Below are 24,841 nucleotides of genomic sequence, written 5' to 3'. Positions count from 1 at the left end.
GCCATGACTGCTCTGGATGGAAAGGTCGCGTTGGTCACCGGTGCCTCATCGGGACTCGGCGCGGCGGTGGCCCAATTGTTCGCCGCGCGTGGCGCGAAGGTGTTCGGTGTGGCCCGAGACGCCGAACGGATGGCCACGGTGTTCGAGGATGTGCCCGGGGGCGCCTACGCCTCGGTGGACGTCTCCTCCTCGGAGGCCTGCCGGGACGCCGTGGCGCAGTGCGTCGAGAGTTTCGGCCGCCTCGACGCACTGATCAATGTCGCGGGCTTTCACCAGATGCGCCACACCGTCTCGGTGACCGACGAGGAGTGGGACAAGGATCTCGCCGTCAACCTCAACGGGCCGTTCTTCCTGTGCCGGGCAGCGCTGCCGCACCTGCTGGAGGCCGGCGGCAACATCGTCAATGTCGCGTCGATCGCCGGCATCGAGGGCGAGGTGTACTCGGCGGGCTACTGCGCGGCCAAGCACGGGCTCGTGGGGCTGACCCGCGCCCTGGCCATCGAGTTCACCTCGGAGCGCCTCCGCGTCAATGCGGTGTGCCCGGGCGGCATGCTGACCCCGCAGACCACCGAGTTCGCCGCACCGGAGGATGCCGACTGGAATCTGATCCTGAGGATCGCCGCACCCCGCGGGATGATGGACGTGGCCGATGTCGCCAAGACCATCGCGTTCCTGGCCAGTGACGACGCGGCCGCCGTGCATGGCGCCGTCTACATCGTCGACGCCGGTAAGACAGCTGGATGAACACGGCCGTCCGCTCGCGCGCGACACATCGCAGTGTGGCGGTCGCCGGTTCGGCGGCCACCGCGGTCAGCGCCGCGGTGGCCGGGTCGGCCGCGACCGTCTCCAGCGCCGGGGTGGCCGGATCGGCTGCCACCGCCTCCAGCGCCGGGGTGGCCGGATCGGCAGCAACGGCCAGTAGCGCCGCCGTGGTCGGAAGTGCGCTCACCGTACTGTCGTTCGCGATGCTCGGCTGCCTGGCCTGTGTCGGCTGCTTCGCATGTCTGCGGTGTGTGGGCTGCCTCGGGTGTGCCCGCTGCCGTGACTGCGTCGGATGCGTGGGTTGCTACAACTGCTCCGGGCTGCGCAACGCACGCGGTCTGCGCAACGTGCACATGTAGACGCGCTACTCGCCCGGTACCACCAGGACCGGTCGGTAGGTGCGCTGCAGCGTCGCACTCGCCACACTGCCCAACAGCACCTTCTTCAGCGCCGACCGCCCGCGCGAGCCCACCACGATGACGCCGGCCCGTTGATCTTCGGCAAACGCCACCAGCGCATCAGCGGTTGCGCCGGCGCCGGATCCGCGGAACCTGGGTACGAGATGTGCAGCCTGGGCGGAGGCGACGTCGACCGCACTACCGTCGTCCACCCCGACCGAGACCACCTCACGATCGGGGAACAGGGCACCGGCCGCAGCCAGCGCCCGGTCGGAACCCTTGGAGCCGTCGACACCGACCACGACCGGCCCGTCGGCCACCGCGTCGTATTCGGCCGAGATCATGTTCTGGGACACCACGAGCACGGCACGCGGTGCATGGTGCACCACCAGATCCGAGACACTGCCCAACTTCGAGTCGCTCGCGCCCGCACCACGGGCGCCGACGATCAGCACGTCGGGTTCCAGGTGTTCGGCCACCTGGGCCAGCCCCAGTCCTTCCCCCGCCCAGGTGCGCTTGACCAGCGCCTCGGGATTCCAGCCGGCGGCCCGGGCCAGGATCACGCCGATGTCGACCAGACGCGCGGCCTCACCCTCGCTTTCGCTGTCCACGAGGTCGATCAACTCGTCGACATTGCGCGCGGAGTGCCGTAACCGGGCGCGCAGCCCCTTGCTACCGAACGGTGGCGTGCACAGATAGACGACTACCGCATCGGCGGCCGGAAACAGTGCAGCACCGTTGTTGATCGCCGCGTTGGCCGCCAGCGATCCGTCATACCCGAGCACTATCTTCATCTGCGTCCTCTAGTCCGTTCGTGCCGCCGGAGTTCGTGCGTCCCACTCCAGACTAAAGGGCCGGTGGCAGTGCACATCGACTTCGGATCGACTTCAGATTGACTCCGCACACCGACCCGAAACAGGTAGCCGACTACCCTATCGGCCGTTCGGGTTACGCGCGCAAGCTCAGCTCATGGACGTCACCGTCAACGGTTTGTCCCACCTCAGGACGCCCGTCGCTGTCGCCCCCGCCGTCATCGCCCGCGACGCCGGGGCCCAACTTCGTGATCTGACATTCAAGCGCTGGGTGCGCAGTGCGGCCGTCGTCGGCGCCGGTGGCGGCGGGATAGTCGGCGCGTTCCTGGCCTTCGCCGCCCCCATCGTGTTGAGCCCGGCGGACACCCAGCGCCTGATTTTGCGCGGCGGCACCGTACTCGTCGTGTTCCTGGCAGTCGCGGTCCCGGTGATGATGCGGGTACGGCGCCACCGGTTCGCCGCCGGCACCGCGTGGCTCAGTGAGGGTCGCCGGCCCACGCCGCGGGAACAGCGGCTGACGCTCGGCGCCTCCGGGGAAGCGGTGCGGTTGTCGGCCGCGGTGTGGGGTGTCGGCGCGGTGATCTTCGGCTCGCTGGCGCTCAGTCAGGAGGTGTCCACCGCGGTGTACATCTTCAGCGTGGTGGCGCTGGGCGGTATCTCGACGAGCGCGGTCTGGTACCTGATCGTCGAGCGGGTCATGCGGCCGGTGTCGGCTCGTGCCCTCGACGGCACCACCCCGGACCGGCGAGTCGGGCCGACGATCGGGCGCAGGCTGGTGATGGCCTGGCTATTGGCCACCGGGGTTCCGCTGTTCGGCATCGCGGTACTGGCGGTCGGCTACCTCGGCGACATCGGCTTCCGGGCCCAACGCACCTTCGCGGCCATCCTGATCCTGGTGGCCGTGGCGATCGTGGTCGGGCTGTTCGCGATCCTGATCGCCATCCGGTCGGTCACCGAACGTGTCACCGCGCTGCGCCGGGCACTGGGGCAGGTGCAGGCAGGTGACTTCACTGCGCGGGTCGAGGTCGATGACGCCAGCGAGATCGGGCGCCTGCAAGCAGGTTTCAACACGATGACGGCGGGTCTGGCCGAACGGGAGCGCATCCGCGACACCTTCGGCACCTACGTGGATCGCGATGTGGCCGAACACATCCTGTGCGCCGTCGGGTCAGTGCAGGCGCAGGAGGTGGACGTCACGCTCATGTTCGTCGACGTCCGTGGATTCACCGCGCTCGCCGAGCGGTTGCAGCCGACCGAGGTGGTCACCACGCTCAACCGGCTTTTCGAGCGGATCGTCCCGATCGTGCACGCCCACGGCGGCCACGTCGACAAGTACGCGGGCGACGGCCTGATGGCCGTCTTCGGCGCACCCCGGCGCCAGGACCGTCACGCTGACGACGCCTTGGGCGCAGCGTTGCAGATCGCGGCCGCCGTGCACGACGAGTTCAGCGGCACACTGTCGGTGGGCGTCGGGCTGAACTCCGGGCCGGTGGTGGCCGGAAATGTCGGTGGCGCAGGACGTTTGGAGTTCTCCGTGATCGGCGACGCGGTGAACATCGCCTCCCGGGTTGAATCCGCGACCCGCCAGACCGGCGACACCGTGCTTTTCACGGCTGCCACCTTGAGTCAACTCACCAGGGACCAAGGTGTTTTCGAGGCCCGCCCAGGGCTGACTCTCAAGGGCAAGACCAATCCGGTGGCCCTGTATGCCCCGGTTCCGGCAAGAACCACCGCAGTGAAAACTGCGTCCTGAGAGGGCGTCAGCGCTGGCCGTACTCCAGGGGCGGTTCCGACGAATCGACATGGCCGTAGCTGCTGATGGTGAGACCGTCGGGGCCGACCTCATAGCGTGCACCGTCGGCGGGATTGGTCGCCACGAAGCCATTGCCGGAACGCTCGGCGGTGGGAATCTGGAGATTGGCACCGTCGCTGAGGCGCTCGCCGCGGTAAGAGAAGGAATCGGGCCCGCTCTGGCAGATCACCGCCAGCGAGGACGCGGTCCGGATGACGGCGGCGGGGGTGGTTCCCTCGAGGCAGCGCGCGGTGTGGTCGATGAAGCCCTGCTCGTCGGTGCCGCTCACGTCGGCCGTCGCCGAACCGGCCTTCGTGGTGCTCGTCGGCGCCTCGGAAGCCGAGCTCGGCTGGGACGGCACGGCCGGCGTCTCGCGTGTGGAGGCGCCGTCGCCGCCACTGGCCAGGACCGCGGCCAGCACGGCAGCGATCCCGAAGAACCCCACCGACACCATCATCAGGATGAGCTGGGTCCGGCTCAACCGCGGTTTGCGCGCCGGCGCCTGCGGCAACTGAGGTGGGGGCGGTGCCGGCGGATACGGGGTGAACCCGGTGTGATCCGGGTTCGGGTAGATCGAGGAGAACTCGCGGGTGCCCGGCGTATGCGGCGGTGCCGGTCGCGGCAGTGGCGTCGGGGCCGGTGCGGGCGCCGTTTCGGGCGGCACAACAGGTGATGCCGCTGTCGGCTCAGGTGCAGATGCAGGTGTTGGTGTTGGTGCTGGTGCTGGTGCCGCAGCGGAGGTCGCGGCGCCGGCCGCGGCGCGGGCTGCCTTGGCCAGCTCGCCGGCACTGGTATAGCGATCGACGGCGTCCTTGGCCATGCCCTTGGCGACGACCTCGTCGAATGCGCGCGGTATGCCGCGACGCATGATGCTGGGCCGCGGCGCCGGGGAGAACATGTGCGCACTCATCAGCTGGCGCAGATCACCGGTCTCGAACGGTGGCCGGCCGATCATCATCTCGTAGAGCAGGCAGGTCAACGCATAGACGTCGGCGGCCGGTCCGACCGGGCCACCGGAGAACCGCTCGGGCGCCATGTAGGCGCTCGATCCGATCAGCACGCCCGTCATCGTGACGCTGGCCTCACCCCCGACGTGGGCGATACCGAAATCCACCAGGTAGGCGAAGTCGTCCGGGGTGAGCAGTACGTTCTCCGGCTTGATGTCGCGGTGTACCAGGCCGTCGGCGTGCGCGGCGTCGAGCGCCGCGGCCACCTGGGTGACGATCGCGGTGGCGCGTCCCGGAGTGAGCGGTCCGTGGGTCCGCAGCAGTTCCTTGACGCTGGCGCCGTCGACCAGACGCATGTCGATGTACAGAACGCCGTCGATCTCGCCGAAATCGTGCACCGGGATGACGTGGGGTTCCTGCAGCCGCGCCGCCACCCGGGATTCACGCCGGAACCGCGCCTGAAAGCTCGCGTCGGCGGCGATCTCGGTGCGCAGCAGTTTGACCGCCACCATCCGCTCTTTGACGGTGTCGTAGGCGCGGTACACCTCACCCATTCCACCGACACCGATCAGCGATTTCAGCTCATACGGCCCGAACCGGGTGCCGAGGCGCGAGGCACCGGGAGGCGGCGTCATTGCACGTTCCTTTCAGCCCTCCCCGACTGTCAACGGTCCGCCGACCGTGCCGGCACCGGCGCGGCGCATCGGGGTCCGGTGACGAGGATATACGTGTGCCGTCAGCCGAACGACGAGTGCGGGGCCCCCATACCAGGGTCGATCTTCGTCGGCCCCGAGGCCGACGGCGCGATCGGGAAATCGAAGATCGCAGTCGGGATGTACACCGTCGCACAGGCATTCGGAATGTCGACCACACCGGACAGGCGTCCCTCGATGGGCGCGGCACCCAACAGCAGGTAGGCCTGCTCGGGGCTGTAGCCGAATTTCGTCAGGTAGTCGATCGCGTGCAGGCACGCGCGCTGGTAGGACAGGTGTGAGTCCAGGTAGCGCTGCTCACCGTCCAGGGTCACCGAGGTGCCGGAGAAGGCGAGCCACTCGGAGTACTGCGGATCGGTGTTGCCGGGCATGAATATGGCGTTCTCACTCACGCCGTAGGTCTCCATGCCGCCGGGGATGACATCGACGCGTAAGTCGATGAAGCCGCCCATCTCGATGGCACCGCAGAACGTGATCTCGCCGTCGCCCTGCGAGAAGTGTAGGTCGCCGACCGAGAGGTTCGCCCCGTCGACGTACACCGGATAGAACACCCGGCTGCCTTTGGTGAGGTTCTTGATGTCCTGGTTGCCACCGTTCTCCCGCGGCGGCGCGGTGCGGGCCGCCTCGCCGGCGGCCTTGGTGAAAGCCTCCCCCGTCAGCCCGCCGAGGATGGCGTCGCGCGGTTCGGGCGGCAGGGCCAGCGGCGGTACCCGGTCGGGGTCGGTGGCGATCAGCGCGGCCTCGCGGGTGTTCCACTTCGCCAGCAGTCCGGTCGAGGGCGCGGTGCCCATCAATCCCGGGTGCACGATGCCGGTGAACTCCACGTGCGGGACATGGCGTGAGGTGGCCTTCTGACCCGAGAAGTCCCAGATCGCCTTGTAGGCGTCGGGGAATTGATCGGTCAGGAACCCGCCGCCGTTGAGCTTGGGAAAGATGCCCGTGTAGCCCCAACCCTGGCCGGCCAGTGGCCCGGAATCCTCCTGCGGGATGGGGCCTACGTCGAGGATGTCGACGATCAGCAGATCGCCGGGCTTGGCGCCCTCGACGGCGATCGGGCCGGAGAGCACGTGCACTGTCGTCAACGGTGCGTTGAGGATGTCGTCGGCCGAATCGTCGTTGACGATCGCGCCGTCGAACCATTCGCGACAGTGCACCCGGAACGAATCCCCCTGCTTGACCGTCACCGCGGCCGGGATGTCCGGATGCCACCGGTTGTGGCCCAGCTTCTCCTGATCGGTGAACTTCTTGGTCGAGTCGAGCGGGAAGACAAGCTCGGGCATTGATCCTCCTTCAGGGACGGGGCAATTTTTGGTGAAGCGGATTGGTGGTGACTTTCTGCCGCCGGCCGCCCGACCGCGGTCCGGCCACCACTGCGGGACGGTCGGCCGACGCGCGCGTCGCGTCCTGCAGCGCCATGGCGGTCGAGCCGCCACGGCCGAGGCTCGGCGAAGAGATCATTCGGCGGGCGGCCGCGCCGCAACTCGGGCATTCGATCACGTCGGGCCGAGCATTCATCGAAAATTGCTGCTCGGTGGACGAACAGCCGGACTCGCAGCGAAACACATAGAGCACCAACAGATTTCCTAACGGTCCGAGGGCGGACCTATGCGACGCTACTCGAGTAGTCCGGCTCAACGCGGCGGTTTGCAGTCACTATGTGGCAGCGATCCGCCGCGTAAGCGGTTATCCACAGATCACCGAAGTGCTCTGGTGGCCGTCGCGCCGCTCGACAAGGATCGAAGCGGTGGGAGTCGAGGATGTGCTTCGGCAGCAAGACGGGGTGATATCGCGTCGGCAGGCGCTGGATGCGGGATTGCCCGAGCATGAGATCCGGCGGTTGCTCAGGCGCAACGAGTGGGCGCGGGTCCACGCCGGCGTGTACGTCGATCACACCGGACCGCTGACCTGGCTGCAACGTACCTGGGGTGCAGTGCTTTACGCGGCCCCGGCGGCACTGTGCCTCGAATCGGCCTTGGGCACTGAAACGCCTCTCATCCATGTCGCCATCGAGCGACAACGGTCGACATTGGCTGAGCCGGCCGGCGTCCGCATTCACCGCGTCGCACACCTCCGAGAGCGTGTGCTGTGGAACGTCGGCCCACCCAGGATGCGCTACGAGGAAGCCACACTCGACGTCTCCTGCCGGGCCGGCTCCGAACTCGATGCCATTGCGGTCCTGGCCAATGCGTGCCAATCGCGACGAACGACCGCACGGCGGCTGCTGCAAGTGCTCGATTCTCGGGGGCGGCTCCGGCGTCGCCGATGGCTGCGGGCAGTACTGCTCGATATCGCCGACGGCACCTGCTCGGTGCTTGAGCACGGCTATCTCGTTCGTGTCGAGCGAGCGCATGGTTTACCGCGGGCCACGCGACAGAAGCGGTCCGCCTCATCGGTGGGTGTCTGCTATCGCGATTCAGAGTACGACGAGCGGCTCGTCGTTGAGCTCGACGGACGCGTCTATCACGACTCGGTGGCCGCGCGGAACCAGGATTTCGAGCGGGATCTCGACGCCGCAGTAGACGGCCGGTCCACCGTCAGGCTGTCCTACGCGCAGGTTTTCGACCGGCCATGTCAGACCGCCGGCAAGATCGCTGCGGTGCTGCAACGGCACGGGATCGCCGTAGTGGGCCGCCCGTGCGGGCCAGCGTGCGGGTTCGAACTGCTCGACCGCGCCGCGTAGCCGTCAATGCGGCGGATTGCGGTCACTATTGAGCAGCAATCCACCGCCCAACTACGTAAGCGGGTGCGGCGTGGATGGACTCGGGCCCTGACCCGCTGCGGTAGCTTCCACGCAGACACGTCTGGTACTCCAGTCGGCACATCAGGAGGGCCCCGGTGACTGATCTGAAGCCGTTCACGCCTTCGATCGACTGGAGCAACGAGCTGCTGCACTCCCTGTGGTGGCTGGTCCAGGCCTGGACCATCACCGCGGTCTGCACCCTGGCCGTCCTGATCCTCATCGCCCGTTTCACCAGCTGGGGCCGACAGTTCTGGGCCGTCACCGGCGCCTATTTCACCGGGAGCCACAGCCTCAGGCCATGGCTGACGCTGGCGGCGATCTTGTTGTCGGTGATCATCAACGTGCGCCTGTCGGTGTTGTTCAGCTACCAGGGCAACGACCTGTTCACCTCCGCCCAGGTCGCCGTCGAGGGCTTGGCCACCGGCAACGACGAGGTGAGAACTTCAGGGATCAGGGGTTTCTGGATCGCGCTGGCGACCTTCATGGTGCTGGCCGCGATCCTGGTCACCCGCGTGCTGGTCGACCTGTTCATGACGCAGCGTTTCATGCTGGCCTGGCGTGCCTGGCTGACCGATCGGCTGACCGGCGACTGGCTCGACGGTCGTGCCTACTACCGGTCCCGGTTCATCGACCAGACCATCGACAACCCGGATCAGCGCATCCAGTCCGACATCGACGTGTTCACCGCACTGTCGGGCCCACAGCCCAACACCCCGCATCAGACCAGCAACGGCACTCTTCCCTTCGGCGCCATCTCGTCGATCGTCTCGGTCATCTCGTTCACCTCGATCCTGTGGAACCTCTCGGGTGACCTCACCCTGTTCGGCATCGAGATACCGCGCGCGATGTTCTGGTCGGTGTTCGTTTATGTCGCGTTCGCCACCGTGGTCGCGTTCGCGCTCGGCCGTCCGCTGATCCGGCTCTCGTTCAACAACGAAAAGTTCAATGCCGCATTCCGTTACGCGTTGGTGCGCCTGCGCGACGCCGCCGAGTCGGTCGCGCTCTATCGCGGCGAGAAGGTCGAACGGTCGCAGCTGCGGGAACGTTTTGCGGCGGTCGTCACGAACTACAAGCACTTCGTCAACCGGACCATGGCCTTCACCGGCTGGAATCTGTCGATGAACCACATCATCATTCCGCTGCCCTGGATGTTGCAGGCACCGAGATTGTTCACCGGCCAGATCCAGCTCGGTACGGTCAATCAGTCGGTGGCCGCATTCGGCGCGATTCAGGATGCGTTGTCGTTCTTCCGCAATTCCTATGACACCTTCGCGGGCTACCGCGCCTCGATCATGCGTCTGCACGGGCTGGTCACCGCCGACGAGCAGAGCCGAGCGCTGCCCAAGTTGGACGTCTCGGATCTGGCCGCCAACGCCGACAGCCTGGTCGAACTCGGCGATGTCGAAGTACGCAACCCGGCCGGCGAGCAGTTGATCGACGCTCTCAGCCTGACCCTGACCGCCGGCGAGGCGATGATCATCACCGGCAAGTCGGGCACCGGCAAGACCACATTGCTCCGCAGCATCGCCCAACTCTGGCCCTACGCCTCAGGCTCCGTGCGGTGCCCGCAGGGCGACAACGAAACGCTCTATCTGTCGCAGGTGCCCTACATACCGTTGGGTGATCTGCGGACCGTGGTGTCCTATCCGCAGCAGCCCGGGGCGTTGCCCGACACGGCGTTGCAGGATGCCCTGCTCGCGGTCGCACTGCCGCGCTACGTCGACCGACTCGACGAGGATGCCGACTGGGCCAAGGTGCTCTCCCCCGGCGAACAGCAACGCGTCGCATTCGCCCGCGTGCTGCTGACCAAACCCAAGGTGGCGTTTCTCGACGAGGCGACCTCGGCGCTCGACGAACCGCTGGAGTTCATGATCTACAGCCTGATCCGTCGCGACCTACCGGACACCGTGCTGGTCAGCGTCACCCACCGCTCCACGGTCCACCGTCATCACAACACCCACCTGGAACTGCTCGGCGAGGGACAGTGGCGGCTGGGCCGCGTCGACGACATCGAACCGGTCGGCGTGTAATGCCTGCTCACGACGGCGGGCCCGCCCGTTGCCGCCGCCGTCTGGTAGGACAGTGGGAACGACACGACGTAGTAAGGTAAGCCTTCGCACAATGCCCGACCGCTGCCTCGTGTTCTCGCTACCGACCACCAAGGGTTTCTGATGGCCGATTCCAGAGCCCCCCACACCGGGGTTGCTCGATGGATCCGTCGACTCGCCATTCCGGTGATTGTCGGCTGGATCGCCCTCCTCGCTTTTCTGAGTGTGACCGTTCCCCCGCTCGAGGTGGTCGGCCAGATGCGCTCGGTGTCGATGAGCCCCGACGAGGCACCGTCGGTGATCGCGATGAAGCGTGTCGGCAAGGTGTTCGACGAGTTCCACTCCGACAGCTCGGCGATGATCGTGCTGGAGGCCCAGGGGGACCACAAACTCGGCGACGACGCGCATCGGTTCTACAACGACATGGTCGACCGGCTCGAGGCCGACAAGAAACACGTCGAGCATGTGCAGGATTTCTGGGGCGACCCGCTGACCGAGGCCGGCGCCCAGAGCAATGACGGTAAAGCCGCCTATGTGCAGGTATATCTGGCCGGCAACATGGGTGAGTTGCTGGCCAACGAATCGGTGGAAGCCGTCCAGAAGCTGATCGCCGAGCTGTCCCCGCCGCCGGGTCTCAAGGTGTACGTCACCGGCCCCACCGCCCTGGCAGCCGATCAGCAGATCTCCGGCGATCGCAGCGTCAAGATCATCGAAGGCGTCACGTTCCTCGTCATCATCACGATGCTGCTGCTGGTGTACCGGTCGATCATCACGGTGCTCCTGGTGCTGGCGATGGTGGTGATCGAGCTGTCGGTGGCCCGCGGCTTCGTCGCATTCCTGGGCTATCACAACCTGATCGGCCTCTCGACCTTCGCGACACAGCTTCTGGTCACGCTCGCGATCGCCGCGGCCACCGATTACGCCATCTTCCTGATCGGGCGATATCAGGAAGCCCGCAGTGTGGGCGAGGACCGAGAACAGGCGTATTACACGATGTTCCACGGCACTGCGCATGTGGTGCTCGGCTCCGGCATGACGATCGCCGGGGCGACATTGTGTCTGCATTTCACCCGGCTGCCCTATTTCCAGACCCTCGGTATCCCGATGGCCGTCGGTATGACCGTCACGGTGCTGGCCGCGCTGACGCTGGGGCCCGCGGTGATCACGGTGGCCAGCCGATTCGGCAAGGTGCTCGAGCCCAAACGCGCCATGCGCATCCGTTTCTGGCGGCGGCTGGGAGCCTTCGTGGTCCGCTGGCCGGGTCCGGTGCTGCTGGGCACCATCCTGCTGTCGCTGGTCGGTCTACTGACCCTGCCGGGCTACCGGACCAACTACAACGACCGCAACTACCTGCCCACCGATCTGCCGGCGCAGGAGGGCTACGCCGCGGCCGACCGGCATTTCTCGGCCGCGAAGATGAACCCCGAGCTGGTGCTCATCGAAACCGACCATGACGTCCGCAATTCGGCCGACTTCCTGGTGATCGACAGGATCGCCAAGAAGATCTTCGAGGTGCCCGGAGTCGGGAGCGTGCAGGCCATCACCCGCCCGCAGGGTGAACCGCTGGAGTTCAGCACCATTCCCGCGCAGATGAGCATGGGCGGGGTCATGCAGACCATGAACCGCAAATATCTCACCGACCGCGCCGACGACATGTTGCTGCAGGCCGACGAGATGCAGAAGACCATCAACACGATGGATCAGATGATCACGCTGATGGAGGAGATGAGCTCCATCACGCACAACATGGTCGGCAAGATGGACCAGATGGTCGTCGACGTGGCCGAATTACGGGACCACATCTCCGATTTCGACGACTTCCTGCGTCCGCTGCGCAACTACCTGTACTGGGAACCGCACTGCTACGACATCCCGGTCTGCTGGTCGATGCGTTCGGTGTTCGACGGTCTGGACGGTGTCGACACCATGACCGACAGCATCCAGCAGATGATGCCCGACATGCACCGCCTCGACGCCTTGATGCCGCAGATGGCCACCATGATGCAGCCGCAGATCGAGACCATGCGGACGATGAAGACGATGATGCTGACGATGTACCAGACCCAGAAGGGTCTGCAGGATCAAATGGCCGCGATGCAGGACAACCAGACCGCCATGGGCACCGCGTTCAACGACGCCAAGAACGACGACACCTTCTATCTGCCGCCGGAGATCTTCAACAACGCGGACTTCAAGCGTGGAATGAAGAGCTTCATCTCCCCCGACGGAAAAGCGGTGCGTTTCATCATCTCTCACGAGGGTGACCCGCTGACGCCCGAAGGCATCAAGCTGATCGACGGGATCAAGCTGGCCGCCAAGGAAGCCATGAAGAACACGCCGTTCGAGGGTTCCAAGGTCTACATGGGCGGTACGGCGTCGGCCTTCAAGGATATGCAGGAGGGCAACAACTACGACCTGATCATCGCCGGAATCTCGGCCATGTGCCTGATTTTCATCATCATGCTGATCATCACGCGCAGTTTGGTGGCGGCCGCGGTGATCGTCGGTACCGTGTTGGTCTCGTTGGGGACATCGTTCGGCCTGTCGGTCCTGGTGTGGCAGCACCTGCTGGGCATCGAATTGCATTTCATGGTGATGGCGATGGCGGTGATCGTGCTGTTGGCCGTCGGCGCGGACTACAACCTGCTGTTGGTGGCACGACTCAAAGAGGAGCTGCCCGCAGGAATCAACACCGGAATCATCCGCGCCATGGGCGGCAGCGGATCGGTGGTGACCGCGGCGGGACTGGTGTTCGCGTTCACCATGATGTCGATGGTGGTCAGCGAGATGATCGTGGTCGCCCAGGTGGGATCGACGATCGGGCTTGGTCTGTTGTTCGACACCCTGGTGATCCGGTCCTTCATGACCCCGTCGATCGCGGCACTGATGGGCCGCTGGTTCTGGTGGCCGCAGCTGGTGCGCCAGCGTCCGGCGCGCGGCGTGGTGGCGCGGGCGATGGAGCGCACCGGCCGCTGACAGGCTGTTTGGTTCTGGTGGCCCTCCGCTCCGCGTAGTGTCAAGGGCATCGGGACCACTCAGGCCCTCACAATCAAGGGGCCCAGCGATGTCTGACATATCTCCTCGAAGATCCATGGTTCACCCCATCGAGGTGTCCCAACATGACCAAAAGCGCTGAGGTGAAGCAGCTTTCGTTAGGCGTTCTGGCCCACTCGCGGAAACCCAACGAGCGTAGGCTGCCGATTCACCCAGCCCACTTCAGCAGGATCGATCCACCGATGCGGCAGCGGGTCTTCCTCGAGCGCGGCTACGGCGAGGAGTTCGGCGCCACCGATGACGCACTGGCCGAACTGGTCGGCGGCATCAGGACACGCGAGGAGATCATCGCGAACTGCGATGTCATCCTGCTGCCCAAGGTGCAGGCGGCTGATCTGGCGGAGCTCAGGGTCGGACAGGTCGTCTGGGGATGGCCGCACTGCGTGCAGGACGCGGCCCTCACTCAGATCGCCATCGACCGCCGGCTGACGCTGATCGCCTTCGAGGCAATGAACCACTGGCAGGCCGATGGTGGATTCGGTCTGCACGTCTTCCATAAGAACAACGAGCTCGCCGGCTACTGCTCGGTGCTCCACGCCATGCAGCTGGCCGGAATCACCGGCAGCTACGGTCGTCGACTCCGCGCTGCCGTCATCGGATTCGGTGCGACGGCTCGCGGCGCGGTCACCGCTCTCAACGCCCACGGTGTCGATGATGTCCGTGTCCTGACCAACCGCGAGGTGGCAGCCGTCGGGTCGCCGATCCCCTCGACGCAGATCGTGCAGATGGGACGCGACAAGGAAACTCCCGAGCGGACGTGGGCCGACACACCAGACGACGGCGTGGTGCCGGTGGCTCGCTTCCTGGCCGAGAACGACATCATCGTCAACTGCGTGCTGCAAGATCCCAACGCTCCCCTCATCTTCGTCACCGAAGACGATCTGGCCATGTTCAACCCGGGCAGCCTGCTCGTCGATGTCTCCTGCGATGCCGGAATGGGGTTCAGCTGGGCGCGCCCGAGCTCGTTCACCGACCCGGTCTGCATGGTGGCCAACGGCGTCTACTACTACGCCGTGGACCACAGCCCGTCCTACCTGTGGAACTCGGCGACCTGGGAGATCAGCGAGGCGCTGATGCCGCACATCGAGACCGTGCTCGACGGCCCGGCAGCGTGGGATGCGGACAACACGATCTCGCGAGCCATCGAGATTCGAGACGGCGTCGCGCTGAACCCCGACATCCTGCAGTTTCAGCATCGTCAGGATGCCTACCCGCATCCCGCCTACGGATAGATCCTCAGTTGACGGGTCTGCTGACGGCCGCGGCGATCAGGAGGTCGGCAGCGGCGTCGACCCGGGCGCGGTCGGAGGTGACCAGACCGTCCTGGCACAGCCCACGCAGGCCGGAGACCACCAATGTGGCACGCGCGCAGGCACTGTCGGCGGGGTAACCGATTGCTGACAGCGCCTGCGCGATCGGCGCGATCATGACCTCGACCGCGCTTCGGGCTGCCTCGCCGTACGTTTGAGGGTCGGTGACCGCCAGGCTGAGAACCTGCAACAGCAGGCGCACGTTGCGCCGTTCGCCGCCGCGGGTCAGCTCCCGCCACAAAGACCTTGCCGCATCCGTGAACTCGTCCGCACTGGTGACGGCGCTGAACATCTCCCCCAGCTGCGGCCGGCTTGCTTCGAGCGCCTGCGCCAGCAACTCGGCGCGGTCGCCGAAGTAGTACAGCAACATGCGCTTGCTCGTTCCCAGCGCTTCGGCCATCGGCGCCAGCGACATCTCACCGATCCCGTGCTGCTCGAGGTAGCCGACGACACCGTTCAACAGTTCTTCACGTTTGACGGGATCCGCTGTCCTGGCCATACCTTGACTGTACCGATCGGTACATTTATAGTCAAAGATGTATCGATCGGTACATTTATTGCGGATTGAGGAGGAACTCATGACCGGGCTTCGAGTTGCCGTCGTGGGTGCCGGCATCGGCGGGTTGACTGCCGCGATTGCCATGCGTGCCAACGGAATCGACGCGACCGTGTATGAACAGGCGCACGAGCTGAAGGCGCTCGGCGCGGGGGTCTCGATAGCGACGAACGGATCGCGCATCCTGTCCCGCCTCGGGCTGGGCGATGCGGTGGGCGCGATCGCCGGACCGGTCACGCACTACCAGTTCCGCACCTGGCAGGCCGATCCGATCGCCGGTGAGCCGTCGAACCTCGGCTTCGGGGATCCGGCCAGGACCTGGTGCCTGCACCGCGGTGAGTTCCAGAAGGCCCTCGCCGACGCGCTACCCGCCGAGGCCCTGCAGCTGGGCCGCTCATGTGTCGGAGTCAGAGAAGACAGCGACGGGGTACACGTCGAATTCGCCGATGGCTCATCGGTCGATGCGGATCTGCTCGTTGGCGCCGACGGTATCCACTCGCGCCTTCAGGGCAAGGTGACGCGCGCGGCCGAACCGGTCAGCGAGGGAATCATGGCGTACCGCGGGCTGATTCCCGCCGAGCGGCTGCGCGGCACAGTCGACATGAATGCCAGCTCCATGTGGCTGGGCCCCCGCCAGAGCTTCCTGGCCTACCCGGTATCGGCGGGTGATCTCCTCAACATCGTGGCATTCGTCCCCACCAATCTCACGGTCGCCGAATCATGGACCGCCCCTGGTGAAGTCGCCGAACTCGCGGCCGCCTACCAGGGCTGGGATCCGAGGGTGTCGGCGATCATCGAGGCGATGGACTCCACGTTCCGCTGGGGCATCTACGATCGTGAGCCCCTGGACCGGTGGTCGACCGACCGGATCACCCTGCTGGGCGACAGCGCCCACGCGGTCACTCCGCATCTCGGGCAGGGCGCCAATCAGGCGATCGAAGATGCGATGACGTTGGCCGTGCTTCTTCGCGGCGCGCAGCCGGATCAGCTCGGTGCTCGTCTGCGGCGGTACGAGGACCTACGGATGGATCGCACGGGCCATGTGCGCCGGCAGGCGCGGCAGGCCGGGCGCATCTACCGCTCGACCGAACTCACCCCACAGGCACAAGCCGAACAATTGCATGCGATCCTCGACAGCGTCGCCATCAACACCTATGACGCCGAGCGGGTTGCCGAGAACACGGACCGGGCCGCCTGATTCACCGGATGAGCAGTGCCGCTTCCTGCGGAGTGACCAAGCGTTCCTGCTTGGCCGGATACCGCCGACTCTTGATGGGGCAACGGATCAGCGAAAGGGCGATCCGTGCGGTGCGTGTGTCAACTGATCGACTGATGTACACGGCGGTTCACTCCGTTCCGCTGATTGATCGTTCTCGACTTGGTACCGGATACACGATGCGTGGAGACACTGGGTTCACGGCTCCCCGGGCAGCATCGGCACCCCTGGGATCATCGGGTAAGCCCCGGTGGGTTGCTCGACGGTGCCGACCGGTTGCTGGACAGTGCCGACCGGCCCACCGAGACCCGGCTGAGCGTGCCGGCCTCCGGTCAGTATCGACAACAGGGACGCGTAGTCGTCGATGGCATTGACCAACGCACCGGGGTCGAACGGCACCGCGGGCGCCTGGTCATCGGAAGGCAGCGGTGCTCGCGGCGCGGCGGCCGCCAAACCGTTGCTCACCGTCAGGGTCGCCAGCGCGCCGGCGATGCTCAGCGCCGTATACCCGAACAGTCGGCCGAAGGTGGTGTGCGCTGTCATGGCGTTCTCCCCGATCTGACGTGGCGTGCATAAGTGCACTTGTGTCACTCGGGCAACACTGGTACTCAATCGTCACATTCAGGCCACGACACCATCACAAATCGCACGCTATGGCGTGGCTTTGCCTTTGCCCGCAATCCGCTGTGAAAAGGTGCCCCGCTCGACAAGGTCAGTTGTCCTTCAGGCCCAACGCTCGCGTCATGGTGAAGAACAGGTCGGTTTGATCGCTCAGGCCGACGACGTTGGCAGCGCCGGGACCGTAGGCCGCTATGCGCAACTGGGATCCGGTGTGGCCCTGGTCCATGGCGTCGAGGTTGTCCGAGGTGCCGTAGGAGACGGTCAGGTCCTGGCCATCCTTGCTGTGGAGCACGCGGGTCAGACCCGGGTAGATCGCGTCGCGGGTGACCTCGAACGGCAGCTTGGCTTCGGCAGCGGCGTCGCGGACGTCGTCGGCGCTCATGGACTCCACGATCTGGCTGCTGTGGGCGTGGTCGGCGGTGACGATGACCAGGGTGTCCTTGTTGTCCTTCGCGAAGTCGAGGGCCACCTTTGCGGCCTCGTCGAGGTCGACCGTCTCGCCGATCTGACCGCACGGGTTGGCGGCATGGTCCTGCTTGTCGATCGAGGCGCCCTCGACCTGAAGGAAGAATCCTCTCTCGTTGCCCTTGAGAAGGTCGATGGACTTCTCGGTCATGGCAGCCAGCGTGGGCACCGATGCGCTGCGGTCCGGATTGTCCTTGCACTCGACGGCCGGTTCCAGGTAGCCGCCCTTGCCGGCCACGGGGCCGCTCCACCGGGTCGGCATGTTGCCCTCGGCGAACAGGCCGAGCAACGGGGCATCCGGGTCGGCCTTGTCCGCCTTGCCGAGTTCGTCGGCGTTACGCACGATGGTGAAGCCGCGTTCCTTGGCCTGAACTTCGAGCGTCTTGCCTTGGTAATCCCCGGCTTTGGCGGTCTGCTGGAAGGTTTCGGCACCGCCGCCCATCACGACGTCCGCGCGGGTGTTGAGCAGCTGCTCGGTGATCGATCCGTTGCCGCCCTTCTCCAGGGCATTGGTCGGGCATTTCGCGGTCGTCTCATCCGGTCCGTAGCACTTGCGTCCGGTGACGTGCGCGAATTGCACCGCCGGTGTGGCGTCCTGGATCTCGGCGGTGGAGATGTCACCCGTCGCCTTGCCCGCGTCCTTGGCGAGCTGCAGCAGCGTCTTCTGATCCTTGCCGTGGATGTCGACCGAGATGGCGCCGTTGTAGGTCTTGGTGCCGGTGGCCCAGGCCGATCCGCTGGCGGCCGAATCGGTCACGTAGGTGGGCTTGCCGTCCTTGCCCACGGAGTAGTGGGTGTACTGGCCGGTCAGCGGGAAGGCGTCGAGACCCGGGAAGGCGCCGCCGGCGCCGTGGGCGTAGTTGCGGGCCACCGTGATCTCGGAGTCACCCATACCGTCGCCGATGAGCAGGATGACGTTTTTGGCGCCGGTGTTCTTGATGGAGTCTGCGATCAGCGCGGCCCGGTCATCGCCGGCTCGGGTGGCGCCGCCGTGCTCGGAGATGGCGCCTTTCGCGGCGGGCTCCAGCACCGGCAGCGACGCGTCGTCGTTCTTGCTGCCACCGCAGGCGGCGGCCAATGCCGCCGTACACACCAACGCCGTCACCGCATACCGCCTGCGCGTCATCCACGTCTCCGTATCGTCATCGTCGTCATCTCCGTCAAGCCCACACATGGTCGAAGCCGCAGGTGAACCGGTGCTTTCCCGACAGTCGACGCCCGGGTAACGACAATCAAACAGATAGCCGGTCTATCGGCGGCGGCGGTTGCGGCAAGGGGTTCGGCCCATTGTTGCCATCGGAACTACCTGGCCATTTAAGGCGTCAATATCGTCCAAGCGCCTTTGCCCGCGTTGGTACGGTGCGGCGAGACGAACGGGGATGGCCATGACGAAGCACATCACAACCTGCCTCATCGGGGCGATGGCGATCGGCCTGGCCGCCACGGCGTGCAGCCCGGTGACCGAGAAGGCCCAGGCCACCACGACGACTGCGCCGGCCGGCGCCGACGCGACCACCACCGAAGCCGGGGACGGCGCATCCGTGGCGTCGCTGTTGCCGACACCGGCCGACGTGCAGCAGAGCAGAGGACCCGACGATATCGCCGACGGCGGAATCCACCTGCACTACCAGGTCAACGGATCGCCGAATGATGTGATGACCGCATACAAGAACGCGCTGCAGAGCAAGGGCTGGACGGTCACGACGATCATCACCTCGAGCGGCGGAGGCGGAGGCGGCGCCACCTACACCGGAACCCACGGCGACGCCTACGGGGTGTTCGACGGCGGCGGGTATGCCGAGACCACCTACATCGACGTATGCAGTTGGCCCGCCAAGCCGGCGAATCCGAACTGCAGCCGCGGCGATCGTTAGCGACGCTCCTCGGGGCCAGTTGCGCATCCGGTCACCGAAGCCCCGTCGGCCGCGGACTTCGGTCTCGGGAAAACCTTCAGATTCGACATTCCGGGCCTCTGAAATCACAACGTAGCCAACGTGTTGCGTGCGATATATCCATCGCCGACCCTTCACCCCTTTACGCTTGAGGACATGTCCGGCCCGCCACCGCGGTCGCGGTCTACGGTTGCCAAGTTGGCCATGCACTGTGTGCTGGCCGGATTACTCGCGGCGGTGTTGATGTTCCCCGTCGTCGGTGGCGTCGGCCTCATGACGGCACGGCTGTCCGACACGGTGGCACAGGATTCCGCGGAGGTGCTCAAAGGTGACGCACCGATCGTCACCACCATGGTCGACGCCACGGGCAAACCGATCGCCTGGCTGTACGAGCAGCGTCGATGGGCCGTTCCCGCCGATCGGATCGCCGACACCATGAAGCTGGCGATCGTCTCGGTGGAAGACAAGCGCTTCGTCGAACACAACGGCGTCGATGTCCAGGGAACTCTGAACGGTCTCTTCGGTTATATGCGGGGCATCGACGAGGTCCGCGGTGGGTCGACCATCGAGCAGCAGTACGTCAAGAACTACAACCTTCTGGTGAAAGCGAACACCGACGCCGAGCGCCGGGCTGCGGTCGAGATCAGCCCAGCACGCAAACTGCGTGAGATCCGGATTGCGCTGGCGATGGACAAGACCCTCCCCAAGAGCGAGATCCTGGCCCGATATCTGAATCTCGTGTCGTTCGGCAACGGATCCTTCGGAGTCCAGGACGCGGCCCGCACCTACTTCGGCGTCGATGCCGCCGACCTCACCTGGTCGCAAGCCGCGTTGTTGGCCGGTGTCGTGCGGTCCACCAGCGCGCTGAACCCCTACACCAACCCCGACGGTGCCCTGGCTCGGCGCAACCTCGTGCTCGACACGTTGATCGACTATCTGCCCGACCGTGCCGAGGAGTTGCGCGCCGCCAAGGCGGCACCGCTGGGGATACTCCCCCAGGCCGATCCGCTTCCGCAGGGCTGCATCGCCGCCGGGAATCGCGCTTTCTTCTGCGAGTACGTCCTGCAATACCTGGCACGTGCCGGGCTCACGATGGAGGACGTCGCGCGCAGCGGGTACCTGATCCGCACCACGCTCGATCCCAAGGTGCAGGACAGCGTCCAGTCAGCGATCGAGAAGTACGCAGACCCCAACGCCGCCGGGGTCGCGAGCGTGATGAGCGTGATCACGCCCGGCAAGGACACACATCGATTGGTCGCGATGGGCGACAGCCGCACCTACGGACTCGATCTCGATGCCAGGCAGACCGTGCAACCGCAGCCCTTCTCGTTGGCCGGTGACGGAGCCGGGTCGATCTTCAAGATTTTCACCACCGCCGCTGCTCTCGAGATGGGGATGGGCATCAAAACTCAACTCGATGTCCCCGGAACCTTCGTGGGCAAGGGCCTGGGTAGCAGTGACACTCCCGGTTGTCCGAAGGAAAGCTGGTGCGTGCGTAACGCTCACGGCTTCCCCGGCTCGCTGAATGTCACCGATGCCCTGGCACAATCGCCCAATACCGCGTTCGCCAAACTCATCTCACAGATCGGGGTACCGCGCGCGGTGGACATGGCGGTCCGCCTGGGACTGCGGTCATATGCCGAACCCGCCAGTGCCCGCGATTACGACCCCGATTCCAACGAGAGCATCGCCGACTACGTCAAGCGGCAGAACATCGGATCCTTCACACTCGGCCCATTCGAACTCAACGCGCTGGAGTTGGCGAATGTCGGAGCGACCCTGGCCTCCGGCGGTACGTGGTGCCCACCGAGTCCGATCGACAAGATCTTCGATCGCAACGGGCATGAAGTCGGTGTGGAGACCGTTCCGTGCGACCAGGCAGTACCAGAGGGCCTTGCCAATACCTTGGCCAATGCGCTGGCCAAGGATCACTCGAGCGGAACCGCCGCCGGCGCAGCGAGTTCGGTCGGCTGGAAGCTACCGATGTCGGGCAAGACGGGCACCACCGAGGCCCACCGGTCATCGGGTTTCCTCGGCTTCACCAACCAGTACGCCGCCGCCAACTACGTCTTCGACGACTCGTCGTCACCATCGGGGCTGTGCTCATACCCGCTGCGCAAATGCGGCAACGGCACCCTGTTCGGCGGTACCGAGCCGGCGTTGACCTGGTATGCCGCAATGAGTCCCATCGCCGACGACTTCGGCACCGTCGCGCTGCCTCCCACTGATCCGCGCTATGTCGACGGCGGCCCCGGCGGCGAGGTGCCTAGCGTCAGCGGGATGAAGGTCGAAGAGGCGCGTAAACGGCTGTCGGAAGCCGGTTTCCGAGTAGCCGACAAACCCACTGCCGTCAACAGCAATGCTTCGAAGGGTTCGGTGGTCGGAACCACCCCGAGTGGCAGGACCATTCCCGGCTCGATCATCACCATCAACACCAGCACGGGCTATGTGCCACCGCCGCCGCCGGTCTTTGTGCCCGGTCCCGAGATTCCGCCGCCACCAATGCTCAACGAGCTGGGGCCACCTCCGCCGCCCAACGTCATCGAGATCCCCGGCCTGCCGCCGATAACCCTGCCGGCCCCAGCTCCGCCACCACCACCGCCCCCACCGCCTGCGTAATCGCAGTTCAGGGCCGGCAATCCGGTGCCAAACCCACCGGCATGTTTGAAAATCGACGGATCGGGCAATTCTCCTGGCCGACAACACTTCAGTTGCACCCGAGAGGATCGAACCGACCATGATTGTGCTGGGCATCATTCTTCTGTTGATCGGCTACTTCGCCGGCATCTCGATCCTGTACACGATCGGCGGCATTTTGCTGGTGATCGGGATCATCCTGTGGATCCTCGGGGCCGTCGGCCGCCCCGTCGGCGGGCGAAAAGTGTGGTTCTAGCGGCCTACCTGCGTGACAATTCTGCTGGGAACCAATTGATTTCATAGTTCGACGCGCCACTGGAGATGCTGTGGCGAGTGTGCCCGCACACTCGCCACAGCATTTGTCTGTCCTACGTGCGAGCGGCGGACAAGCCCTAGGAAACGATGGGCGGGGCGTCGATCCGTGCCGAGATCTGCCTGACGATCTTGACAGCCGAATCCGCCGGGTTGGCACTGCAGGTGTTGACGTCGACCACGATGTTGTTGTTCGCGGTCAACGCGCGGCCACATGCCCATCCGCCGGCCTGGGCGTTGGACTGGGTGGCGACTGTGCTCAGCACGCCGTCTTTGTCCGAAATGGGCCCTGCGTCCCACTGCGTCCCGGATTGCGTGTGGGTGTAATGCTTGCACGCCGGCCACTGTCCGGCCGAGGAGTCATAAAAGGCCTTGGCCTGTTCGGCATCGGCGAATCGAACCACGGCCTGCTTGGCGTAATGAGCGAGAGCGTCCGGCTCCCCTAACGTCACCTCTTGCTCGTCGGTGAATCCACTGTCGGCGTACACGGGTGCCTGCGCGGCACCGTCCACCGCCAGGCACTCGCGGGGCTCCATCGTCCCACTGTCGTCGGACATTTGAGAGTCGCTACCGGTGACAACCATTTGCCCCGCCGCCAGCGCCGCATTGACCTGTTCGGTTGAGAGGAGTAATCGGGGCAGGGCTTTTTGCCGTAGCGGCGTAGGAGGAAACGACGTGATCATCGGTGTGGTCGAGGTCTTCTCGGCTGACTGTTCTGTTGATTGACCGCAGCCGGCGACAAGGGCGCAAACAGCAGTAATGATGATCGCGGTGGTCGCAATGCGCATTCGTCGTTCCCCCATTTCTGCGCCGGCACTCTTTGGTCACGGGGATGTCGACCCGTAGCCGATAAATCAAGGAAAACAGCGTAGGCGTAGCAGACGCAGGACATTGCCGATAACGTCCGAAGACTTTTCTGAACCGTTACCGAAACATCACCAGCGTCGACCCAGGGGGCGGTTGCGCCGACTTTCGCCTCCGAGACGCTTGCGTCATTAGTATGCATTTCGTACTGTTGAGGAATACGATTTGCATACCCAAGGACCAGTGATGGCACCGACCCGAAGTACTCCCATTCCGGTGGACCTCACTCAGGCACCGCTGAGAACAGTTCGCCCCAGCGACGCGGCGAGCATCTATGCCCATCCTCGTGCCCAGCTGGTGCGGCTTGCCGAACGTGGGCTGCTCCACCGACTCGCTGACGGCTATTACGTCGTCGTCCCCCAGGACATGGTGGGTCACAAGTGGATACCCGGGCTGGAATCAGCCGCAGCCGGAATCGGATCGGCGATCTACGGAGTAGAGGACGTCGTCGTGATGGGTGTGAGTGCCGCACGGCTGCACGGAGTGATTCCGCGCGCTCTGGCAACTGCTGTCGTCGCGGTGCCCCGACAGCATCGAGCGATCGTGTTGTCGGACCGCCCAGCGACCGTCCGGTTCGTCAAACGCGACACCACCAGCCTCGACGCCGAGCGCGTTCGTACAGAGTTGGGGCCGACGTTGACAACTACGCCTGAGCAAACGGTGCTCGATCTAGCCCATCGTCCCGACCTCGGCGACGCTCAAGCAGACGTCCAATCGGCTGTCGCCGACCTCTTCGCGCGCAGCGACAAGGACCGTCTCCGGGAGCTGGCGACCGAGCAACGCAGATTGGCCTCGCTCCACCGGGCCGAAGACTGGGTACGCGAGTTGTCATGAATCGAGACGAACGCGACTCGGTGGCAACACAGTTCGGCGTCTCCACAGAACAGGTCGAACGGGACCACCTCATCTCACATCTTCTGGCATTCCTCAGCCGTAGGTTCGGTGACCGGATCCATTTCATCGGGGGCACCGCCCTTGCCCGCACACATCTTCCGGAGGGCCGGCTCAGCGAGGACATCGATCTGATTGCTGTCGGCAGCCGTAAGGAAGTGGCGCGCGACCTTGACGTTGCACTTCCGCGCGCGGTCGCACGCACCCACGGCAGGATCGCCATCGAGCCTGCGTTGAGCAGTACCGCGGATACTCTCCCGGTGGTGCTGCGCCCGCTGGACGGAAATCCTGTGCGGCTGCAGCTGTTGTCGCCCCGAGACCGAGTCGTATGGCCGACCGAACGCCGAGAACTCGTTCAGCGTTATGCCGACGCTCCGCCCGCCACTCTCAACGTGCCAACCCTGCCGGCATTCGCCGCGTCCAAGACAGCGACGTGGGCCGATCGACACGCGCCGCGCGACCTTTGGGACCTATGGGCTCTCAGTGAGCTAGGCGCTATCGACAACACTGCGGCAGTGCTTTTTCGGCGGTATGGCCCCACCAATAAGGCTCCCGGTAGCTACCTGTTTAAACATCCGCCATCGCCAGCGGAATGGCACACGCAGTTGGCCGGCCAGACGAAACTCACCATCTCCGCGATTGAAGCACTTGACGCGGTCCGCCAGGCCTGGCGGCAAGCCGTTTCCAACGACAAGCAATAGTTCGCGGCCTCGGCGGACAAGTGTTGAGTGGGGCTGTCGGGCTTCGGCTGATGCTTGATGGATCTGTGTCGGTTGATCCTTGACACTCTTGTGTTGTGGTTTAGGCCTGT

Annotated in this window: 21 protein-coding genes; 13 read left to right on the top strand and 8 right to left on the bottom strand. The window is 65.3% G+C overall.

The window, feature by feature from the left end; translation table 11 throughout:
- Nucleotides 1-3 precede the first annotated feature (3 nt).
- Both ACZY08_RS21275 and ACZY08_RS21270 read left to right on the top strand, forming a co-directional pair.
- Nucleotides 4-744, top strand: a complete 741-nt coding sequence (locus ACZY08_RS21275) for an SDR family NAD(P)-dependent oxidoreductase (RefSeq protein ID WP_463746614.1) — start codon at nt 4-6, stop codon at nt 742-744.
- On the top strand, nt 741-1,121 hold the full coding sequence (locus ACZY08_RS21270; protein ID WP_463746613.1) for a hypothetical protein: 381 nt from the start codon (nt 741-743) through the stop codon (nt 1,119-1,121). The genes ACZY08_RS21275 and ACZY08_RS21270 overlap by 4 nt, the downstream gene beginning before the upstream one ends.
- Before the next feature lie 5 nt (nt 1,122-1,126).
- On the opposite strand, the gene ACZY08_RS21265 is transcribed toward ACZY08_RS21270, so the two are convergent.
- A complete protein-coding gene (locus tag ACZY08_RS21265) occupies nt 1,127-1,954 on the bottom strand; it encodes a universal stress protein (protein ID WP_463746612.1) in 828 nt (275 codons plus the stop codon).
- Between the two features lie 175 nt (nt 1,955-2,129).
- Between ACZY08_RS21265 and ACZY08_RS21260 the strand changes: the two genes are divergently transcribed.
- Nucleotides 2,130-3,725: an adenylate/guanylate cyclase domain-containing protein gene (locus ACZY08_RS21260; RefSeq protein ID WP_463746611.1), complete on the top strand. Its 1,596-nt coding sequence runs from the start codon at nt 2,130-2,132 to the stop codon at nt 3,723-3,725.
- 7 nt (nt 3,726-3,732) lie between these two features.
- On the opposite strand, the gene ACZY08_RS21255 is transcribed toward ACZY08_RS21260, so the two are convergent.
- From ACZY08_RS21255 to ACZY08_RS21245, 3 genes are all read right to left on the bottom strand, one after another.
- The gene (locus ACZY08_RS21255) at nt 3,733-5,346 is read right to left on the bottom strand and encodes a serine/threonine-protein kinase (protein WP_463746610.1); all 1,614 of its coding nucleotides are present in this window, start codon (nt 5,344-5,346) and stop codon (nt 3,733-3,735) included.
- 101 nt (nt 5,347-5,447) lie between these two features.
- Nucleotides 5,448-6,704 (bottom strand): formamidase, encoded by a 1,257-nt coding sequence (gene fmdA / locus ACZY08_RS21250; RefSeq protein ID WP_463746609.1) that lies wholly within the window; start codon nt 6,702-6,704, stop codon nt 5,448-5,450.
- A 10-nt stretch (nt 6,705-6,714) separates the two neighbouring features.
- Complete coding sequence (locus ACZY08_RS21245; protein ID WP_463746907.1) at nt 6,715-6,996, bottom strand: FmdB family zinc ribbon protein; 282 nt, start codon at nt 6,994-6,996, stop codon at nt 6,715-6,717.
- Nucleotides 6,997-7,168: 172 nt separating this feature from the next.
- On the opposite strand from ACZY08_RS21245, the gene ACZY08_RS21240 reads away from it, so the two are divergent.
- The 4 genes from ACZY08_RS21240 to ACZY08_RS21225 all read left to right on the top strand — a co-directional run bounded on the left by ACZY08_RS21240 (nt 7,169) and on the right by ACZY08_RS21225 (nt 14,498).
- A complete protein-coding gene (locus tag ACZY08_RS21240; protein WP_463746608.1) occupies nt 7,169-8,104 on the top strand; it encodes a type IV toxin-antitoxin system AbiEi family antitoxin domain-containing protein in 936 nt (311 codons plus the stop codon).
- Between the two features lie 155 nt (nt 8,105-8,259).
- Nucleotides 8,260-10,194: an ABC transporter ATP-binding protein/permease gene (locus ACZY08_RS21235; RefSeq protein ID WP_463746607.1), complete on the top strand. Its 1,935-nt coding sequence runs from the start codon at nt 8,260-8,262 to the stop codon at nt 10,192-10,194.
- A 141-nt stretch (nt 10,195-10,335) separates the two neighbouring features.
- A complete protein-coding gene (locus ACZY08_RS21230; protein ID WP_463746606.1) occupies nt 10,336-13,188 on the top strand; it encodes an MMPL/RND family transporter in 2,853 nt (950 codons plus the stop codon).
- Between the two features lie 143 nt (nt 13,189-13,331).
- Nucleotides 13,332-14,498, top strand: coding sequence for a N(5)-(carboxyethyl)ornithine synthase (locus tag ACZY08_RS21225; protein WP_463746605.1), 1,167 nt, complete (start codon nt 13,332-13,334; stop codon nt 14,496-14,498).
- A 4-nt stretch (nt 14,499-14,502) separates the two neighbouring features.
- Here ACZY08_RS21225 and ACZY08_RS21220 read toward each other — a convergent pair whose 3' ends face one another.
- Nucleotides 14,503-15,075: a TetR/AcrR family transcriptional regulator gene (locus tag ACZY08_RS21220; RefSeq protein ID WP_463746604.1), complete on the bottom strand. Its 573-nt coding sequence runs from the start codon at nt 15,073-15,075 to the stop codon at nt 14,503-14,505.
- A gap of 79 nt (nt 15,076-15,154) precedes the next feature.
- Between ACZY08_RS21220 and ACZY08_RS21215 the strand changes: the two genes are divergently transcribed.
- Complete coding sequence (locus tag ACZY08_RS21215) at nt 15,155-16,330, top strand: FAD-dependent monooxygenase (RefSeq protein ID WP_463746603.1); 1,176 nt, start codon at nt 15,155-15,157, stop codon at nt 16,328-16,330.
- A 216-nt stretch (nt 16,331-16,546) separates the two neighbouring features.
- On the opposite strand, the gene ACZY08_RS21210 is transcribed toward ACZY08_RS21215, so the two are convergent.
- The gene (locus tag ACZY08_RS21210) at nt 16,547-16,891 is read right to left on the bottom strand and encodes a hypothetical protein (RefSeq protein WP_463746602.1); all 345 of its coding nucleotides are present in this window, start codon (nt 16,889-16,891) and stop codon (nt 16,547-16,549) included.
- Between the two features lie 169 nt (nt 16,892-17,060).
- Nucleotides 17,061-18,560: an alkaline phosphatase gene (gene phoA, locus ACZY08_RS21205; RefSeq protein ID WP_463746601.1), complete on the bottom strand. Its 1,500-nt coding sequence runs from the start codon at nt 18,558-18,560 to the stop codon at nt 17,061-17,063.
- Nucleotides 18,561-18,819: 259 nt separating this feature from the next.
- On the opposite strand from phoA, the gene ACZY08_RS21200 reads away from it, so the two are divergent.
- The 3 genes from ACZY08_RS21200 (at nt 18,820) to ACZY08_RS21190 (ending at nt 22,219) form a co-directional block, all read left to right on the top strand.
- Nucleotides 18,820-19,308: a hypothetical protein gene (locus ACZY08_RS21200; RefSeq protein ID WP_463746600.1), complete on the top strand. Its 489-nt coding sequence runs from the start codon at nt 18,820-18,822 to the stop codon at nt 19,306-19,308.
- A gap of 174 nt (nt 19,309-19,482) precedes the next feature.
- A complete protein-coding gene (gene ponA2 / locus ACZY08_RS21195; protein WP_463746599.1) occupies nt 19,483-21,945 on the top strand; it encodes a transglycosylase/D,D-transpeptidase PonA2 in 2,463 nt (820 codons plus the stop codon).
- 118 nt (nt 21,946-22,063) lie between these two features.
- Nucleotides 22,064-22,219, top strand: coding sequence for a hypothetical protein (locus ACZY08_RS21190; RefSeq protein WP_090431476.1), 156 nt, complete (start codon nt 22,064-22,066; stop codon nt 22,217-22,219).
- A 136-nt stretch (nt 22,220-22,355) separates the two neighbouring features.
- On the opposite strand, the gene ACZY08_RS21185 is transcribed toward ACZY08_RS21190, so the two are convergent.
- Nucleotides 22,356-22,958, bottom strand: coding sequence for a sensor domain-containing protein (locus ACZY08_RS21185; protein ID WP_463746906.1), 603 nt, complete (start codon nt 22,956-22,958; stop codon nt 22,356-22,358).
- Nucleotides 22,959-23,325: 367 nt separating this feature from the next.
- On the opposite strand from ACZY08_RS21185, the gene ACZY08_RS21180 reads away from it, so the two are divergent.
- A complete protein-coding gene (locus ACZY08_RS21180) occupies nt 23,326-23,973 on the top strand; it encodes a type IV toxin-antitoxin system AbiEi family antitoxin domain-containing protein (protein WP_463746598.1) in 648 nt (215 codons plus the stop codon).
- Entirely contained in the window at nt 23,970-24,731 is a 762-nt protein-coding gene (locus ACZY08_RS21175; protein ID WP_463746597.1) for a nucleotidyl transferase AbiEii/AbiGii toxin family protein, read from the top strand. Before ACZY08_RS21180 ends, ACZY08_RS21175 begins: the two co-directional genes overlap by 4 nt.
- Nucleotides 24,732-24,841 lie beyond the last annotated feature (110 nt).

This window comes from Mycobacterium sp. IDUB_9, from assembly GCF_055419505.1.
Note: the sequence above shows the minus strand (reverse complement) of the source record. Positions and strands in the feature narration are given on the sequence as shown.

What these genes read in the sequence shown, in the direction of transcription:
- ACZY08_RS21275 (WP_463746614.1), top strand. Translation starts at nt 4, where the DNA reads ATGACTGCTCTGGATGGAAAGGTCGCGTTGGTCACCGGTGCCTCATCG.
- ACZY08_RS21270 (WP_463746613.1), top strand. Translation starts at nt 741, where the DNA reads ATGAACACGGCCGTCCGCTCGCGCGCGACACATCGCAGTGTGGCGGTC.
- ACZY08_RS21265 (WP_463746612.1), bottom strand. Translation starts at nt 1,954, where the DNA reads ATGAAGATAGTGCTCGGGTATGACGGATCGCTGGCGGCCAACGCGGCG.
- ACZY08_RS21260 (WP_463746611.1), top strand. Translation starts at nt 2,130, where the DNA reads ATGGACGTCACCGTCAACGGTTTGTCCCACCTCAGGACGCCCGTCGCT.
- ACZY08_RS21255 (WP_463746610.1), bottom strand. Translation starts at nt 5,346, where the DNA reads ATGACGCCGCCTCCCGGTGCCTCGCGCCTCGGCACCCGGTTCGGGCCG.
- fmdA (WP_463746609.1), bottom strand. Translation starts at nt 6,704, where the DNA reads ATGCCCGAGCTTGTCTTCCCGCTCGACTCGACCAAGAAGTTCACCGAT.
- ACZY08_RS21230 (WP_463746606.1), top strand. Translation starts at nt 10,336, where the DNA reads ATGGCCGATTCCAGAGCCCCCCACACCGGGGTTGCTCGATGGATCCGT.
- ACZY08_RS21225 (WP_463746605.1), top strand. Translation starts at nt 13,332, where the DNA reads ATGACCAAAAGCGCTGAGGTGAAGCAGCTTTCGTTAGGCGTTCTGGCC.
- ACZY08_RS21220 (WP_463746604.1), bottom strand. Translation starts at nt 15,075, where the DNA reads ATGGCCAGGACAGCGGATCCCGTCAAACGTGAAGAACTGTTGAACGGT.
- ACZY08_RS21215 (WP_463746603.1), top strand. Translation starts at nt 15,155, where the DNA reads ATGACCGGGCTTCGAGTTGCCGTCGTGGGTGCCGGCATCGGCGGGTTG.
- ACZY08_RS21210 (WP_463746602.1), bottom strand. Translation starts at nt 16,891, where the DNA reads ATGACAGCGCACACCACCTTCGGCCGACTGTTCGGGTATACGGCGCTG.
- phoA (WP_463746601.1), bottom strand. Translation starts at nt 18,560, where the DNA reads ATGACGCGCAGGCGGTATGCGGTGACGGCGTTGGTGTGTACGGCGGCA.
- ACZY08_RS21200 (WP_463746600.1), top strand. Translation starts at nt 18,820, where the DNA reads ATGACGAAGCACATCACAACCTGCCTCATCGGGGCGATGGCGATCGGC.
- ponA2 (WP_463746599.1), top strand. Translation starts at nt 19,483, where the DNA reads ATGTCCGGCCCGCCACCGCGGTCGCGGTCTACGGTTGCCAAGTTGGCC.
- ACZY08_RS21190 (WP_090431476.1), top strand. Translation starts at nt 22,064, where the DNA reads ATGATTGTGCTGGGCATCATTCTTCTGTTGATCGGCTACTTCGCCGGC.
- ACZY08_RS21185 (WP_463746906.1), bottom strand. Translation starts at nt 22,958, where the DNA reads ATGATCACGTCGTTTCCTCCTACGCCGCTACGGCAAAAAGCCCTGCCC.
- ACZY08_RS21180 (WP_463746598.1), top strand. Translation starts at nt 23,326, where the DNA reads ATGGCACCGACCCGAAGTACTCCCATTCCGGTGGACCTCACTCAGGCA.
- ACZY08_RS21175 (WP_463746597.1), top strand. Translation starts at nt 23,970, where the DNA reads ATGAATCGAGACGAACGCGACTCGGTGGCAACACAGTTCGGCGTCTCC.